Source organism: Bernardetia sp. MNP-M8 (assembly GCF_037126285.1).
GTDB lineage: Bacteria > Bacteroidota > Bacteroidia > Cytophagales > Bernardetiaceae > Bernardetia.
On record NZ_CP147012.1, the window covers coordinates 3,623,337 to 3,641,211 of the forward strand.

Here is a 17,875-nt window from a genome sequence, read left to right on the forward strand (position 1 = left end):
GATATAGAGTAAATTAAAGGTAACCACAGTTGTGGTTGCCTTTTCTTATTTATAGGGGTTTTGGTGTTTTTAGTCTTTACAAGAAAAAAAAATGTCTTAAAAAAAACTATTTAATATTTTACTAACTCACATACTTTCTAAATGCAGAAATCACTTGAAAAATGAAAAATGCAAGTATAACTTTATAGAAGTAGTCAAAGAAATATGCCCCAAATACAATACATTTATTATCTATAAATATCCTTGATAGCGAATGTGTAGGGTCTAATAACTGAGGTAATGCATTGATATTGCACCAGTATTCAGATAATGTAATATACCAACTTTGTATGCTAAACAGATTAGGGCAATATGATAACTTGTTGGAAACCCCAGTAATAATTAGACAATAAAAAAATATCGTGATAGGAATCATAAGACGAACTGGCTTAAACCAACTTCGCCCAAAGTCATTAGTCCATCCAGATAACAGTATAATTTTATCTTGTAAATCATGATACCATTTATATTGAAATCTATTAATAACTTCCCTTTTATGAGCCTCCATTTCAACTGATTTAAATTTCAATGAAGCAATTTTATCGCCTTGTCGCTCAAGAACAAATCGTATTTGTCTATATATTTCTCTTGTTTGAGTATCATTCGTTAAGGTGTATCGATACTCCATTTGTTTTAAAACAGAGTTAATTTTTTCATATACTTCTTTTTGCTCATCAACAGTAAGAGTTAATTTAGCAAATAACAACGAAATCTCATTTACTAGTTGATTGGGTTCTTTTTCAGATTTAGACCTTGTTTCTAGGCTTTCACTTAAGATACCCACCAAATTTAGACGAACATATTCATTATAGTGGTTTTGTATTTTATTAATTACCCTTAATATTCTCACTATTTCTCTCTTTGTCAATTGAGATTCCTCATCAACAGAATTTTTCCTTCTTTTTAGCCTTAGCCAATCTACTTTTTCTTTGGCTGGTAAGTCAGTAATTCTTGTAATCAACTCTTTTTCAAGATTTTGTAATTCCTTTTGTGGAATAGGACTACTAGGTGTATTTATATGAAGTACATTATAAAGATTCTCAATTTTCTCATAAACATCTTCATAAGTTTTTCTATCGTTAAACCAATACCATGTCTGATACGTATCCTCCCGTTCTGATATTGGAGGTAATGTATTAAAAATATTAAAATGACTTAAAGTGTCATATAATAACATAATAATATTTTCACGATTCATCTGTAAATCTCTTAACCAGATTAAAGTATTTCTAATTCTCTTATATAGTTCTATATCTTGATTATCTATTTTGTCAAACCATTTTATAATAGAATCTATATCCTCTTGTACTAATGACTTATAGTAACCTTCGGTCATTGTTGATAGATCATTGAAATAGCTTGAAATTTTATTCAGTTGTCTATATACCTCTTGCTTAACACCATTTTCTGTAGATTTTTCTAATATGACTAACCAAGATAAGATATTACTTACTTGTTTATACGCTTGTAACTTCTCTTCTTTATTTAAATAGTACTCAATTTCTCTAAACCATTTTAAAATATCGTTCAAATTTTTATAGTGTTGACTATCATAAAAAGAAGGTTGTAATATCTCAAGTTTTTCTAACCAGTTTAAAACATCATTTAGCTTATTATAAGCTCTTGGTCTTTCGATAGGATCTTTACTACTTTCTTTTAAATCTTTAAATGTAGTAAAGAATATATGTAGTTTCTTGAAAACTTCTATATTCTGAACACCTATTTTGAGCCATAATAACATTTTAACAATAGGGCTTATATTTTCATAATTACCTAAAAAGTCGTCAAATTCATCAATCCCTTCTATTGTTTCATTTATTTTTTGATAGGCTTCTATTTTTTGAGAATCATCTGATATGTTTTCTAATTTTTTAAAATGCTCAATGCAGTCATTTACTTTTTGATAAATTTTAAATTTTTGAAAACTATCTGAGGATGTTATTAGCTGACTATGATTAAACCATTTGACATTAACAGTAATAATGTCAATCAATACAGAATGATCAATTACAATATTCTTAAAGTCATTAAAAGAAAAATTAAAAAAATGAGTTTTTCCTAAGTTAGAATATCTAATAATCAAATCTGATTCTGAATCTAAAGACTTGGTAGAGTTAAAGGAGATATTAGCGTAATTTGAAAAGTTATTAAATAACAGGGATTGAAATTCTGAGCTATTAAAAATTACATTTGTATTATGATTTTCCCCTGTTAGAGTAACATTACCTATACGACAAGAATTGAAATGAAAAATACCCTCTAATTCTTTTGAAAACTTGATTATAAGTTTTTTAATTATTGCTCTATGACCTGTCAAAATAAACTTATTACTAAATTTTGAATCAGAAATTTCTACCTTTTTTAAAAAATGGTTACTTACTTGTAATAAGCATCCAACCTCTTTTTTAAATTCAGTTTCTGAGATATACATCTCTGAAATAAGAGGGTTTGAAATTAGTAGTTTTTTATTAAAAATATTACTATTTATATAAAGAGTTTTTGTTTTACATCCTGATAAAAATGTATGCCCATTAAACTCTGAGTCATTCAAAGATATATTTGCTCTTATATCAGTAAAATGAGTTTGTGCATTAATAATACTCTCATTTTTTATATTTAGATTAGAAGCCTTAAGTGTTGTTAAATCAAATGCTAGATTTACTGTTGATTCATCTATCAAAAATTCGCCATTTTTTAGACTAAGTTTTATGCAATTTAGCTTATAAATACTTGTTTTCTTTGTGATATGTATCCCTTTGTGAAGATTAAGAGATTCTAAACTCAATACACCTTCAAATTTTGTATTCTCAAATTTTATAGAGTAGTTATTGGAATCCCACTCACCTTGTGTAATTATATTAGATTTCCAAGATTTTATGTGTACACTTTTTTTAAATGTACAATCAACAAATCTAATGCTACAATTAGAATTACAAGTTATGTTTTCAAACTCAACATAATCTGTAAATATACAACCTGCTATTATTATATTATTTTCTATGCAGCTATAATAAGGTCTGATATTACCTTTAATTTCTACATTATATATTTCTACTGTTTCACCCTCTTCATCTTTTTCAAAGCAAAGAATTTCAAAAGTTTTAGAAGTTATTGAGTTCATTAGTTAGTGAATAATTGAAAGTAATATAGATAAAATTTACGCTTCTCTAACAAACTGATGATTTCCCTGCTGTTACTCGTAAAAAAAGCTCTTGCTCCCCTGCCGTCGTTCGTAAGATTGCTATCGCTTGGCTCTGCCGAGTGACTTATATGTATTCGGCATCCTGCCGTGGTTTTCGTATTTGAAATTCAAATATACTAAAATTCCCAAATCTACATTTTAGTTTTTCCATACTACAAGAGTTATAAATCTTAGGATTAGAAAAAATACAGACCAACTCATTTTTTTTCGTAATTTTGAATTTACAAATTCTAATAAAAATATTTTTGCTAAATAATTTAGCATTTGTCAAAATAATACGTATTTTTGTAAGCCTAAATCATTCTAAAACGATTTATGAATTTTTTGACTAATATTTTTAGCAAAAAAATGCTTTGCTTCTACTAAAACAAAACTTGCCGTTGTTGGGAGACACCAACAACATCAAAATAAAAATATATGAGCGCAGACAATACAAACGGACAAGACCACCACGAAGAAGAAGAGGAAATATTACAAGAACACCATGAAGAATTTACGTCCTTAAATGGAGAGGGAATTTCTGATGTTCTTCCTGTTTCGGGTCTGTATCAAAACTGGTTTTTAGATTATGCTTCGTATGTAATCTTGGAACGTGCTGTTCCTCGCATCGAAGACGGTTTAAAACCTGTACAGCGAAGACTTATGCACGCCATGAACGAAATGCATGATGGTCGTTATCATAAAGTGGCAAATATTATTGGTCAGACGATGCAGTATCACCCACATGGAGATACATCCATTGGCGATGCACTTGTGAACATGGGACAAAAAGATTTGCTTGTTGATGCTCAAGGAAACTGGGGAGATGTTCGTACTGGCGACGGTGCAGCAGCTTCTCGTTATATTGAGGCTCGTTTGTCTAAGTTTGCGACCGATGTTTTGTTTAATCCTCAAACAACGGATTGGCAGCTTACTTATGATGGAAGAAAACGTGAACCGATGGCTTTGCCTGTAAAATTTCCGTTGCTTTTGGCGCAAGGTGTTGAAGGTATTGCAGTTGGTCTTTCTACCAAAATTCTTCCTCATAATTTCAACGAACTCATAGATGCTTCTATTGATGCGTTGAGAGATAAAAAAATAAATCTCTATCCCGATTTCCCAACAGGAGGATTTATTGATATAGAGCATTACAACGGAGGAAAGCGTGGTGGAAAAGTTCGTGTACGTGCTAGAATGGAACAATTTGATAAAACAACCTTAGTTATTCGTGATATTCCTTTTGGTACGACAACAACAAGTTTGATTGATTCTATCTTGAAAGCAAATAATAAAGGAAAGGTCAAAATCAAGCAAGTAATTGATAATACAGCAGCCGAAATAGAGATTTTGGTAAAACTTGCCCCTGGGGTTTCGCCAGATGTTACGATGAGTGCGCTTTATGCTTTTACAGATTGTGAAGTTTCTATATCGCCAAATGCGTGTGTAATTATTGCAGACAAACCTCATTTTATTGATGTCAATGAAATGCTCAAAACGTGTGCAGATTTTACAAGAGAGTTATTAAAAAGAGAGCTAGAAATTAGAGAAGCCGAATTATTAGAAAAAATATTTTTCTCTTCTTTGGAACGTCTTTTTATCGATGAAAAAATCTATAACCGAATCGAAGATGCCGAAACGTGGGAAATCGTTATTCAAACTATTCATGAAGGTTTAGAACCTTATAAAGAACAGTTATATAGAGAAATTACTGATGATGATGTTATAAAACTAACAGAAATTAAAATTAAAAGAATTTCTAAATACGACACTTCAAAGGCTGATGATCTGCGTTTGAAAATGGAAACAGAACTGAAAGAAGTTCGCCATAACTTAGAAAATATTACTCCTTATTCGATTGATTACTACAAAGAATTAAAGAAAAAATACGGAAAAGGAAGAGAACGTAAAACTCAAGTTTCTTCTTTTGATAATATCGAAGCAAGTGTAGTAGCTGCCAACAATGCAAAATTATATGTCAATAAAAAAGAAGGTTTTATCGGAATTGGACTCAAAAAAGATGAGTTTGTTTGTGAATGTTCTGATTTAGATGATGTTATTATTTTCAGAGAAGACGGAGTAATGCAAGTTGTAAAAGTAGCTGATAAAGTCTTTGTAGGTAAAAATATCATTCATGTCGACGTTTATAGAAAAGGTGATGAGAGAATGGTTTATAATATGTCGTATTTAGATGGAAAAACAGGAACAAGTTATGTAAAACGTTTCCAAGTTTTGGGGGTAACTCGTGAAAGAGAATACAATCTTGCAAGCGACCATAAACTATCTAAAGTTCATTATTTTTCTGCTAATCCGAATGGAGAAGCTGAAGTAGTGAATATTCTTTTATCAAATGCTTGTAAAGCAAAAAACAAAAACTTTGACTTTAATTTTGCCGAATTAGAAATAAAAGGACGTGGTGTAAAAGGAAATCAGCTTACAAAATATCCTGTTCGTAGAATCAAATTAGCCAAAGAAGGAGAATCTACACTAGGTGCTTTAGAGATTTATTACGACAAAGTAACAGGAACACTCAACAAAGACGAAATAGGAGAAAAATTAGGTGAGTTTGATAATGAAGATACTATTTTGGTTATTTTCAAAGATGGAAGTTACGAACAAACTAATTTTGAACTTACCAATCGTTATGATGTAAAACGAGTTTTGGCGATTCAAAAATTCAATCCAAAGGCTGTTATTTCGGCTGTTTATTATGATGGAAAATCTAAAACGCATTTTATAAAACGTTTTAGAATCGAAACCACAACAGTTGGAAAAGAATTTGACTTTATTCCAGAGCATCAGAAATCAGAAGTTTTGGCTGTTCATTTTGAAAATGAAGAAAATAAGAATTCTCAGAGTAATCTAAAGGTCGAAATATTCTACCAACAAAACCGTAAAAAATTCAAAATCTCTTATCTACTTCATACTTTAGAAGATATAAAAGGTTGGAGAGCATTAGGACGAAAATTAGAAGAACCAGCCATTTATAAAGCAAATTTTGTACTTCCAGAACCCACAGCGACAGAATCTTTATTTGATCCAACTGTAAAAGGAGATATAAAGAAGGGAGATACTGAAAGTGGAAAAGATGAGAAAAATGATTCTCTTTTTGGATAATCTGTCCACAAAAAACTTTGTCAGTAGTTTTTTGGTAATCGAAACAACTCTGACAATAGATTTATAAAGCCAAAAAATCCCAATAACTTAAAAAGCTATTGGGATTTTTGATATAGATAAATCAAATCTATTTGTTATTCAACGATTATTTAGAATAAATCATTGTTTGAGTTACACGCTCTTTTCCATTACGAATTTCAGCGATATAAAGACCTGTTTTTACTCTAGCTTGGTTTACATTCCAAGTATATTGGTGTGTTCCAACTCCGTAAGAAGACAAATCAACTGTTTCAACTACACGTCCAACTGCATCATAGATAGTAAGCATTGCAGCAGAAGAGTTTTTCAATTCAAAGCTAATTGTAGTTTGAGTGTTGAAAGGATTTGGGAAAGAAGGCATTAATTTGATAGATTCTACACTATTTTCTTTAATAGGGTCTTTCACATCATTGTTTCCTAATGTATGTAAAACACCATCTACAACAGCAATACTTGTAACTAAAGACTTGCTAAAGTTTCCATTTTCAGCTTGGATAGCAACACTATAAACACCTTCTGGAAGAGTTTTATTAACAGTAGCTTTAAACTGTCCGTTGTTTTGGCTACTTTGATTAAATTCTAATACTACTGCTTTTTGTGATTTTACATCATTTGAAGTAAGAGTCATTACACCAGTTACTTTTGTTCCTTGTGTATTGATTCCTTGTTCGTTTAAAAGAGAGATATTCAAATTGATAGCTTCTCCAACATTGTAGTAATACTTTTTATCATTCAAATCACTTGTCATACGAAGTGTTACGCCTTCATTTGCAGTAACTAAAGCTACAAAAGCACTTTTAGATTCAATAGAATATGTTCCTACTTGTGGGTTTTCTATTTTTAGGGTAGTTGCAAAACCACCTAACATATCACCTGCTTTTTCAGAAGTACGTAAAGTAGTAGGGTTTATTTTGTTTCCGTTTGGAGCAATAATTACAAATTCTTCATTTGCCGTTAAGTGATGAATATCTAACATTGTTTCTGTTACACCTACTTCTACCATAAAGTTACGGCTTGTTTTTTCAGAGCTAAGAATCTGAACTCTGCTTTCAACAACTGCAGTTGGGTTTGTAGTAGGTTCGTTGTCTATTGGTTTAGCTCCTACTTTAGAAAGAGAATAAGGAAGGTTATTCTTTACAGTAGCCCACATATATCTTCCTTCGTGTACTTCGCTGTGGTCAAGGTTTGTTGTAGAGTTTCCGTTTCCACTAAGTAAAGTTATAGAGTTAGGACGTTTTGTGCTATAATAAGGAACTACACCGTCATTTCCACCAGTGCTACTTCCCCCACCATTCCAGCTAAGATATACACCTGGTACCCAAAGGATTCCACCATAACCCCAAGCACCTACTGTACGAAACTTAGCGTTTGAGTAATTTGAGTTGTTAGCCGTTTGTGTACGGAAATAACTAGCATAACCTGTTTGCATACAATTAGTAGCATCGTTTACTTGACCAAAAACACCTGACAACCAAGAAACCCAGCCACTTTGAGCTAAATCTGCTAAAGGAGTTCCATTATGAGGAGAGCTAAGTGTAATAGCACGTTCTACTTTGTTTGTTGCGCCATAGTGTACCAATGCAGCATCTGTATCTAAGCCACCTTTACTGTGTGCTACTACTACTACTTTATTTACACCAAAACGATTTGTAATTGTGCCTAACATATTGTTGAAAAGTTGTCCGTTTTCCCACATATTTTTGTCTGGATGTACAGAAACAAATGCTGTGCGATAACCATCTGCGTATGCTTTAGAATACATATCATTTCCTTCCCACCATGTACTAGCACGAGAAGAATAACCATGAATAAAAACGATTACAGGAGAACCTGCTCTAAGGTTTGAAGGAGTTGCACCATAATAGATGTTACCTGCATCACTTTCGCCACTTCCTAAAATATCGCCAGATACGCTAGTCATCTGTGTAGGAACAACAAGATTTGTTTCCTGAATTTGTTGGGCAACTGCTCCAAAGCTAAGAAGTAAGAAAACGAAAAAGGCTACAATAGATTGAAAAATTCTGTTCATAATAAAGGGATATTAATTGTTTGTGTGTTAAAATTTATAATTTATCTTTTAAATCAAATTTAGTGACTTATTGTGTAGATAAATTACACTAAAAGTTAATTCATTGAATTAACAAGTATATGTTTTTTTATAATTATCATAATATGACTATCGGTCATTTAATGAGCGATAATATAGTATGCTTGCATAACTATAACACAAAGTAAATATATAACTTTCTGATTTGCAAGTCTTTACTGAAAATATTTTTTCTATAATTTGATAGTAAAGCTATCATTTTTCTAAAAAAAATACAATTTACTTCCTTTACTATTTTTCATCAACATGGTACTGCTGTGGCTGAAAAATGCCATAAAACATACAGAGGCTATTTTTATTGAAAACTCACAATTTTTAATTAGTGATATTAATCAAATTGATTTTCTTTAAAAAATACAATAAAAAAAGTGAAAATTTTTTTTGTTTTTGTGAAAATTCCAAATAAAAAATGGCTTTTTTATATTTTTGCAGTAAATTAAAGTCAAAAACAAATCATGTGCATCTAGGAAAGATTGTCAAACAATTGTTGAAGACTAGCTGATTTTGTATTATAACTGGGGTAATAATCTGATTTTTAAAGAAATTCTTGGCTCTTCCGACAATTTAGCGAAATTATAAAATGGGGTTTGTTCGTCTTCTATTCTTAAACAGGTCGGAATCAGAATTCTAAAAATAACACCATAAAAAAAACAGAAAGTGGAAATGCTTTCTGTTTTTTTAAAAATTTTATTTTTTCGGTTATTTAGAATAAATCATTGTTTGAGTTACACGCTCATTTCCAGTACGAATTTCAGCGATATACAGTCCATTTTTAACTTTGTTTTGATTTACATTCCATACATATTGGTGTTTTCCGATTCCATAAGAAGACAAATCAACTTTTTCAATTACACGACCGACTGCATCATAGATAGTAAGCATTGCAGCAGAAGAGTTTTTTAATTCAAAACTAATTGTAGTTTGAGTGTTGAAAGGATTTGGAAAAGAAGGCATTAATTTAATAGATTCTATTTTATTCTCGTTAATAGGATTTGTTGCATCTGCCAATGTATGTAAAACACCATCTACAACAGCAATACTTGTAACTAAAGACTTGCTAAAGTTTCCGTTTTCAGCTTGAATAGAAATACTATAAATACCTTCATTTAATTTATCATTTACAGTAGCTCTAAATTGTCCATTTTTTTGGCTACTTTGATTAAATTCTAATACAACTGCTTTTTGTGTCTTTACATCATTTGAAGTAAGTGTCATTGTTCCTGTTACTTTTGCACCTTGTGTATTGATTCCTAACTCATTCAAAAGAGAAATATTCAAGTTGATTGTTTCTCCAACATTGTAGTAATACTTTTTATCATTCAAATCACTTGTCATACGAAGACCAACGCCTTCACTTGCAGTAACTAAAGCTACAAAAGCACTTTTAGATTCAATAGAATATGTTCCTACTTGAGGGTTTTCTATCTTAATTGTTGTAGCAAAGCCACCTAACAAATCATTTGCTTTTTCAGAAATACGTAGCACTTTAGGATTTACTTTTTCGCCATTTGGAGCTGTTATTACAAATTCTTCATTTTCATTTAAAGAATGAATGTCTAACATCGTTTCTGTTACACCTTCTTCTACCATAAAATTACGACTTGTTTTTTCAGAGCTAAGAATTTGCACCCTACTTTCAACAACTGCATTTGGATTAGTAAGTATCTCAGTATCTATTGGTTTAGCTTCTACTTTAGAAAGAGAATAAGGCAAATTACTTTTAATAGTACTCCACATAGAATAACCTTGTTGTACTTCAAGATGATTGTAATTTGTTCTCCAGTTTCCAAATCCACTAAGTAAAGTTGTCGAATTTGGACGCTTTGAACTTTTATAAGTAACAACACCATCATTTCCACCTGTAAATGCACTACCACCATTTAGGTCAAGATACGCACCTGGAACTGCAAGAAGAATACCATATCCCCAAGCACCTACTGTACGAAATTTTGCTTTAGAGTAATTTGGGTTATTAGCTGTCTGAGAACGAAAATAACTAGCATAACCTGTTTGAAGACAGTTAGTAGCATCATTTACTTGCCCAAAAACACTTGATAACCAAGAAACCCAGTTACTTTGAGCCAAATCCGCTAAAGGAGTTCCAAAATGAGGAGTGCTAAGCGTAATTACACGTTCTACTTTTGTATGTGCGCCATAATGTACTACTGCTGCATCTGTATCCAAACCACCTTTACTATGTGCTACCACTACTACTTTATTTACACCAAGATTATTTGTAATTGTGCCAAGCATGTTACTAAAAAGCTGACCATTTACCCACATATCTTTATCAGGATGTACAGAAACGAATGCTGTACGATAGCCATCATTAAATGCTTTTGTGTACATATCATTTAAAATCCACCATGAACTAGCACGAGAAAAATAACCATGAATGAAAACGATTACAGGAGAACCTGCTCTAAGATTAGATGGAGTTGCACCATAATAAATGTTACCTGCATCACTTATGCCACTTCCCAAAAGACTTCCAGAAACACTAGTCATTTGTGTAGGTGCAACAAGATTGTTTTCTTGAATTTGCTGAGCAACTGCTCCAAAACTAAGAAGTAAGAAAACGAAAAATGTAACGAGAGATTTTAAAATTTTTTTCATAATAAAGGGAATATTAATTGTTTGTGTATAAAATTTGAAACTTACTCTAGTTTGTTTTAATACTTACTGAATAAGTTACATTAGAGGTTAATTAATTGAATTAATGAGTATAGTTATTTTTTAAAATTATATACCTTGATTATCATTCATTTATTTAAACTCAATATAGTATGCGTGCATAACTATAACACAAATAAAGTGTATAACTTTCTGATTTGCAAGTGTTTAGTAATAATTTTTTTTGTGCTTGTTAATAGTAAAGCTATCTTTTTTATAAAAAAAATACAATTTAGGAAGTTGATTTTTTTAATCAACATTGTATTAACGCAACTCAAAAGCACTAATAAAACATACAAGAGAAGGTTTTATGAAAAAATAGGCTATTTTTAGTTAATTTAATTAATTGCATTGAATTTTCTTTAAAAAGTGCAATAAAAAAATGTAGTTTATTTTTATTTTTTTCAATTATTTAAAATAAAAAAAGGGTGTTTTCTATCTTTACGATAGAAAACACCCTTTTTTAAGGCAATATGTAATTAATTATTTGGTAAGGAAAATATCTTTTAAATATGATTTCATTTCGCCCATTTACTTCAAGTGCTTAAGGTACAAGTGCAAACTTATAAATCACTTCTGAATTTCCTTCATTTCTGCCTAAAATCATAGTGGTTGGAGTCAATTCTATAATACGTGCATTGTTAGGAAAAACATCTACTCTGAAAAATTTCAGATAACGGTCATTGGCAACAAACTCCCATCTTCCTTTTGTATCTAGTTCTCCATTTCTTATTGTTCCACCATCAAAAACACAGTTATAGGTAGTTGTTCCTTCATTTTGTGTTTCTCTAAAGAAAGTAAGCGTGTTATCTTTTTCATGATTTTTAATCAATTCCGCACCATCAGCACCTAATTTAATAGAAGTAAATTTCCATTTTTTTGATACTTGTCCTGTTAGAAGATCAATTTTTGGAGTTGGACGTATCTCAAAGTTTAAGACTTGAATAAGTATAGCTTCTCCTCCTTCATTGGCTACTCTCAAACTCACATCATATCTACCTGGGTTGTCAAAAGGATGAGAAAGAGAAATTAGAGTAGAATCATCATTAAAGATAATTTCTTGTGAATTAGTAACTAACGTACCATTGATTTTCCACTCTACTGTTTTTAGGTAACCTCCAGTTTTGTTAGCTTGTAGAACTACAGCTTCATCTGTATAAAATATTTTGTCGGCTGGTGCTAAATCTTTCCAAGATATAACAGGACGATCAGGAAGGTTTTCAGGTTGAGGATCATCTTTTTTATCACCACAAGAAACCAAAATAAAACTAAATAGAGAAAAGACTAAAAAATAAAGGAAAGAGCGATTTGAAATATTTGACATAGCTTAGATATAGATAAATTAATTTTATAAAATTGGTATAAATAATAACGGAATTAGTTTCAAAAATTCCTGAAAAATAAACATTGGTTAGTAATTAGACTATTTTTTGAGTTAAATTGCTGCATCAATTACTAAAAATGATGCTTATATAAATTATTTTTGGCAAAAATCGTCATTTTTTTTCTATTTTGCTCTATAATTTTAGTTTTTCAGTTCTTTACTTTATTAAAAAGACTTTTTTATTCAGGATACCTAGTCATAATTAACTTAATGGATACATTCGAACATATTTTAAACAGTTGTAGTACAAAGGAAAAATTAGCCTATCTTCAGTTAGTCATTTTTATTGCCTTTAGTGACCATCATTTATCTGATGATGAGGTCGTTTTTTTGGAAAGAATAACACAAATAGCAAAGCTATCAGAAGAAGAGCAACAGCTATTAGCTTCTTATTCTCGTCACCCAGCAAATATAGATATACAACTTTGTACCCAAAATATTGCTAGAAGTCCATTGAGAGAAATTTTACTGATTGATTTAATGGTTATTGCTCGTTCAGATGATGAAGTAGCCACTGAAGAGCGTAGTGCCATTACTCAAATTGCTGTTCTTTTGGGAGTTCCATTAGATGAGGTAATTAGACTCACTAATTCTGTAAATAAATTTAGTAATTCAGAAGCAAGAGCACCTCAAGACTGGATTAATCAAAGTATGATTTCTATTTTGTACAAAGATAACACACCTACAAAATCAAAAAAAATAAGCATGACTGAAAAAATAAAAAAATTTTTGGGAATATTAAAAGGATAGCTTGTAAAAGAACCTTTTTTTAGAATTAGATAACTAACTAGTGATTTTGATCAAATACAAAGCCCACTTATAAAAAATATCATCTTTATTCAGATAAATAAGGGTCAGCCCTATTGTGTCATAAAATCCGTGAGCAAAAACAAGTAAAGCAAGATTTTTTTTATTTCGATAAAATGTAAAAAAGAAAATACTACTTGATAATCCAACGGCAACTATTCCAGCTATTCCTTGATAATTATGAGAAACTCCAAAATAGATAGAAAGAATAATTGCTGAAATAATCCAAGCTCTATCTGTATTTCCTAAAAATTCAGCTAAGTGCTTCATATAATACCCACTAAATAAAAATTCTTCTCCAAATGCAGCAAAAACCCACATGATTATAAAAAGGATAAAGAAACTTGTAAAGTTCCCTCTTATTTCTTCCACAGAACTCAAATCAATCTTTCCAAAAGAAATTTCTAAAAATGGCTGAATACAAACATCAACTATTATTAGTGTTATCAGTGCCAATAACAAGCCTCTCAAAACAGTTTGAAGATTGATTTTTTTAGCAAAACCAAATTTTGCCCAATTCCAATTACTACCCCAAAGAAGAAATAAGGCAACAGATAAACCAAAGAAGTAGCCGAAATTCCTATCAAAATAAGACAGTATCGGTGCTATAATCATTACAAAAACAACTATGTATGGCTTTGAGAGAAATTTAAAGAGTCTATTTTTCATTTTTGTTTTTTTATGGTAAAAAATCTATTTCGTGTTTTTTATCAATTATTAAACGTTATAATGGTTATTTACAAGTTTGAAAATCAGCAAGTTATCTAAAAACAAAGCAGTCTTATTTTTCCATAGCGACAGGTTTGCAAACCTGTCGCTATGGAAAAATGAACATTACTAAATTAACCATGCTAATGTTTATTATATTTCCCTTTTTTCTCCATCAGCTAAGACTCTGTAATAGATATTTTCTTCAATTAGTAATCCTTCTGATTCGTGATAGGGAAAGTTTTTATGATAATCTTTAGGATGTTTTACATCAATGCCAATTACTTTTCCATTGAACTTTCTGTTTACTTCAGATTGAAGTGTGTGTCCTACCACAACTGATTTTGCATTAAATTTATCAAGTCCTTTTTCTACTTCTTCTTGGGTTAAATCATCTTTGTAATATACTCTATACCAACAAATTCCTGTTTTGGTAGAGTTTAAAAACTGTTCAATAGTTTTTTCTCTTTCGGGATAATAGGCTCTGTAATAATTATTTCTAACAATTTGATTTATTTCATCCAAACTTATTTCATAGTTTGCCAAATCTGGATGAATGCCCCCGTGAACAAAAAGATTTCCATTGATGATTTCCAATGTATTTTTACTTGACATCCATTTTCCAATAAAAGAATCCTGATTGTATAATTCGTGAAGTTGTTTGCCTAAAATATTTGAAGCTGCAAAATATTTGGGTGCTGCATCTCTATAAAAACCTTGCATATTTTTCAGTTCGTGATTTCCTAAAATAAAATGCACACCCCCACCTTGTTTTTTAGCATCTTGTTCTAGTTTGTAGATAAACCAAAGTACTTGAGTAACCGACCAACCTCTATCTACAAAATCGCCTACCAAAACCAAATGACCTTTTTTAAAAATCCAATTCAGTTTTTTATCAATGACTTTATTAGCAATGAGAAAATCACGAAAGGTTTTATAACCTCCTTCAATATCTGAAATGGCTAAAATAGGCTGATTGTCATCATAACTTGTTGGTGGAATATCAATTTCTGGATTAATTTCAATTTCAAAATAAGTAGAATCAATCTGAAAATAAGAATTTATCAAAATTTTTCCTGTGGTAGAATGTTCCTTTTGCTCCAAATAAAATCCATCATTTTTATTCCCTCTGATATGATTTACTTGTAGTGTACTATTGTTTTTATAGAAAACATACGGACCTTCTTTGTCTATAACCATCATTAAAGGATGGTCATCATAATGTAGAGATGCACCGATATTTAGACCAACTACGATAGCAATAGCTGATAAAACCAAGATGGTAAGACTAATATGTTTCAAATATCTAAATAAGTTCTTTTTTAGTGTATTCATTGTTGCTTAAAATTTGAGATTTATAAAAAAAATTAGACAAATCTAAAAGTCTTCAAATTATGCTTCAATTAATTGGGATAGACACATACTTGTGAGTGATATAAAATCAAAACATGTATATAAAATCCTTTTATCACTCGTTTGAGTTAGTTGAACATCGCTAAATGGTTGTTTATCAACTTATTTGTAATAGACATTCTATGCGCTTAATTTTGTAGGATGATGATAAAACTAAGTAGAAAAAAATGGATTGTAATCACAACTTTGGCAAGTGTATTGGCACTTTTTCCAATAGTGGTAACTGCCTTCGAATTAATCAGTACAGAAAAAGATTCTGTCATTTTTTTAGAAAATTATCCTACTTCGGTTACAATTCTGATTTTATTGTATTATGTATTTCTAGTTTTGCTGGGGATTTATTGGTTTGTCAGACAACTCATTGCCTTTTTTAGCTTAAAAAATGAAAAAGAGAAAAACGAATTACTGCATCTGAAAAGTCAAGTAAGTCCACACTTTTTTTTCAATATGCTCAATAATTTATATGGTTTGGTAGAAAAAGATAGTAAAAAAGCGAAAGAGTTGATTTTGAAACTTTCGGATATGATGCGATATAGCATTTATGAAGGCGAAAAAGAATCTGTTAGTTTGGAAGAAGAAATTGATTTCTTGGAAAATTATATTGAGTTGCACAAAATGCGTTACCACAAGAAAATAAATGTAAAATTGAATTCTCAAATTGATGAAAATTATAAAATAATGCCTTTGTTATTCATTATTTTACTAGAAAACTCGTTCAAACATGGAGTTGAAAATCTAAGAGAAAATGCTTTTGTTACTATTGATGTTTTGGCTTCTGAGGATAAAATACGATTTAGAATAGAAAATAACTTTGACAATTCAGATTTTTCAGACAAAAAAGAACATACTGGAATAGGCTTGAAAAACCTCAGACGACGCTTAGAATTAGGTTATAAAAACAAATATGATTTATCTTTTTCTACAACTGAAAATATCTATAAAGTAGAATTGACCTTAAATAAAATTTAAAATTTAAATTTAAACTTTGCCGTTGTCAGTGTCTCACCGACGACCTACAAATTATGATTAAATATCTAATTATTGATGATGAATATATTGCTCACGATATTATAAAAGATTATTGTGATTTGTTGCCAACCATGCAACTTATGAAGAACTGTTATGATGCTTTGGAAGCCTTTGATTATTTGAGCAAACATGATGTAGATTTAATCTTCCTAGATTTGAATATGCCAAAACTTAAAGGTTTTGATTTTCTAAAGACTTTGACCAAATCGCCAAAAGTAATTGTAACTACGGCTTACAAAGAATATGCGCTTGAAGGCTATGAGCTTAATATTTCAGATTATTTACTCAAACCATTTGGCTTCGAACGTTTTTTAAAGGCTGTCAACAAAACGTTTAGTCAGTCTGCCAGTTTTGCTACAAATGTGCCTACAAATACAGTTTCAAATCGCATTTTTTTTCAGAGCAACAAAAAATACATTCAAGTAGAAATAGATAAAATTCAATATTTGGAGGCTTCTGGAAATTACACCAACATACATACTACAGAAGAAACTATCAGTATTCGTGATAAAATATCAAATCTAGTAGAAATTTTACCAAAAGAAGAATTTTTACAAGTCCATAAATCATTTGCAGTTTCCCCAAAACACATCAAAAGTATTGAAGGAAATCAAATTTTCATTTCTGACAATTGCATTCCGATTGGTAAGATGTATAAAATGAATATTGTGCAGTTGCTCAAATAAATTTAGCTAATCTCAGAGATACCAATAAAAACACTGAAAAAATAAATAATTAATAAATTTTGAATTTTTTCAGAAAAAAAAGAGTTTAGTATTTATGATAATTAAAATAAGGTTTTAATCTTGTTAGTCTTTGAAAATCAATAATTTATCTATCGTTTTTTTTAAAACATAAATGATAAAAAGGCTTTTTAGATAGCTAGGGAAAGAAAAAAGATAAGATTTTTCAGAAAAAAAATGAAATTCTATTTGCAGATACAAAAAAAAGGCGTACCTTTGCATCGCATTAAGGGAAAAGAAACACACAAAAATGCTTCAAAAATACCTTAAAAAGCAAAACAAATAAGTTGTTAAAAGAACAATTTTAAAAAATGCTCCGTTCGTCTAGCGGTTAGGACGCCAGGTTTTCATCCTGGTAGCAGGGGTTCGATTCCCCTACGGAGTACAACATCATAACCTTGTAGTAAATCATAATAGATTAATTTTTGGTTATAAAGTTAAAGTAGAAATTTTAGAGTGAAAAATGCTCCGTTCGTCTAGCGGTTAGGACGCCAGGTTTTCATCCTGGTAGCAGGGGTTCGATTCCCCTACGGAGTACAAAAAGCCAATTCAATATTTGAATTGGCTTTTTTTATGTTCTTTTTTATTTTAGATTTCTGATAATTGCAGCATTTAGAGGTTTTATTTCGTGTTTCTTA

Annotated in this window: 10 protein-coding genes and 2 tRNA genes; 6 read left to right on the forward strand and 6 right to left on the reverse strand. The window is 30.4% G+C overall.

Going from position 1 to position 17,875, the window contains the following annotated elements; translation table 11 throughout:
• Positions 1–121 precede the first annotated feature (121 nt).
• Complete coding sequence (locus V9L04_RS14695; RefSeq protein ID WP_338790599.1) at positions 122–3,160, reverse strand: hypothetical protein; 3,039 nt, start codon at positions 3,158–3,160, stop codon at positions 122–124.
• 498 nt (positions 3,161–3,658) lie between these two features.
• On the opposite strand from V9L04_RS14695, the gene V9L04_RS14700 reads away from it, so the two are divergent.
• On the forward strand, positions 3,659–6,334 hold the full coding sequence (locus V9L04_RS14700; RefSeq protein WP_338790600.1) for a DNA gyrase/topoisomerase IV subunit A: 2,676 nt from the start codon (positions 3,659–3,661) through the stop codon (positions 6,332–6,334).
• A gap of 145 nt (positions 6,335–6,479) precedes the next feature.
• On the opposite strand, the gene V9L04_RS14705 is transcribed toward V9L04_RS14700, so the two are convergent.
• The 3 genes from V9L04_RS14705 to V9L04_RS14715 all read right to left on the reverse strand — a co-directional run bounded on the left by V9L04_RS14705 (position 6,480) and on the right by V9L04_RS14715 (position 12,477).
• A complete protein-coding gene (locus V9L04_RS14705) occupies positions 6,480–8,402 on the reverse strand; it encodes a T9SS type A sorting domain-containing protein (protein ID WP_338790601.1) in 1,923 nt (640 codons plus the stop codon).
• 777 nt (positions 8,403–9,179) lie between these two features.
• Complete coding sequence (locus V9L04_RS14710) at positions 9,180–11,096, reverse strand: T9SS type A sorting domain-containing protein (protein ID WP_338790602.1); 1,917 nt, start codon at positions 11,094–11,096, stop codon at positions 9,180–9,182.
• Between the two features lie 601 nt (positions 11,097–11,697).
• Positions 11,698–12,477 (reverse strand): lipocalin family protein, encoded by a 780-nt coding sequence (locus tag V9L04_RS14715; RefSeq protein WP_338790603.1) that lies wholly within the window; start codon positions 12,475–12,477, stop codon positions 11,698–11,700.
• Between the two features lie 270 nt (positions 12,478–12,747).
• Here V9L04_RS14715 and V9L04_RS14720 point away from each other — a divergent pair, with 270 nt between their 5' ends.
• Complete coding sequence (locus V9L04_RS14720; RefSeq protein WP_338790604.1) at positions 12,748–13,287, forward strand: hypothetical protein; 540 nt, start codon at positions 12,748–12,750, stop codon at positions 13,285–13,287.
• Positions 13,288–13,320: 33 nt separating this feature from the next.
• On the opposite strand, the gene V9L04_RS14725 is transcribed toward V9L04_RS14720, so the two are convergent.
• Both V9L04_RS14725 and V9L04_RS14730 read right to left on the reverse strand, forming a co-directional pair.
• Positions 13,321–14,013, reverse strand: coding sequence for a CPBP family intramembrane glutamic endopeptidase (locus V9L04_RS14725; protein ID WP_338790605.1), 693 nt, complete (start codon positions 14,011–14,013; stop codon positions 13,321–13,323).
• A gap of 192 nt (positions 14,014–14,205) precedes the next feature.
• Entirely contained in the window at positions 14,206–15,387 is a 1,182-nt protein-coding gene (locus V9L04_RS14730) for a metallophosphoesterase (protein ID WP_338790606.1), read from the reverse strand.
• A gap of 222 nt (positions 15,388–15,609) precedes the next feature.
• On the opposite strand from V9L04_RS14730, the gene V9L04_RS14735 reads away from it, so the two are divergent.
• From V9L04_RS14735 to V9L04_RS14750, 4 genes are all read left to right on the forward strand, one after another.
• Positions 15,610–16,434 (forward strand): histidine kinase, encoded by an 825-nt coding sequence (locus V9L04_RS14735; RefSeq protein ID WP_338790607.1) that lies wholly within the window; start codon positions 15,610–15,612, stop codon positions 16,432–16,434.
• Between the two features lie 53 nt (positions 16,435–16,487).
• Positions 16,488–17,180: a LytTR family DNA-binding domain-containing protein gene (locus V9L04_RS14740; protein ID WP_338790608.1), complete on the forward strand. Its 693-nt coding sequence runs from the start codon at positions 16,488–16,490 to the stop codon at positions 17,178–17,180.
• A 370-nt stretch (positions 17,181–17,550) separates the two neighbouring features.
• A tRNA-Glu gene (locus V9L04_RS14745) sits at positions 17,551–17,622 on the forward strand.
• An 80-nt stretch (positions 17,623–17,702) separates the two neighbouring features.
• A tRNA-Glu gene (locus V9L04_RS14750) sits at positions 17,703–17,774 on the forward strand.
• The last annotated feature ends 101 nt before the right edge of the window (positions 17,775–17,875 follow it).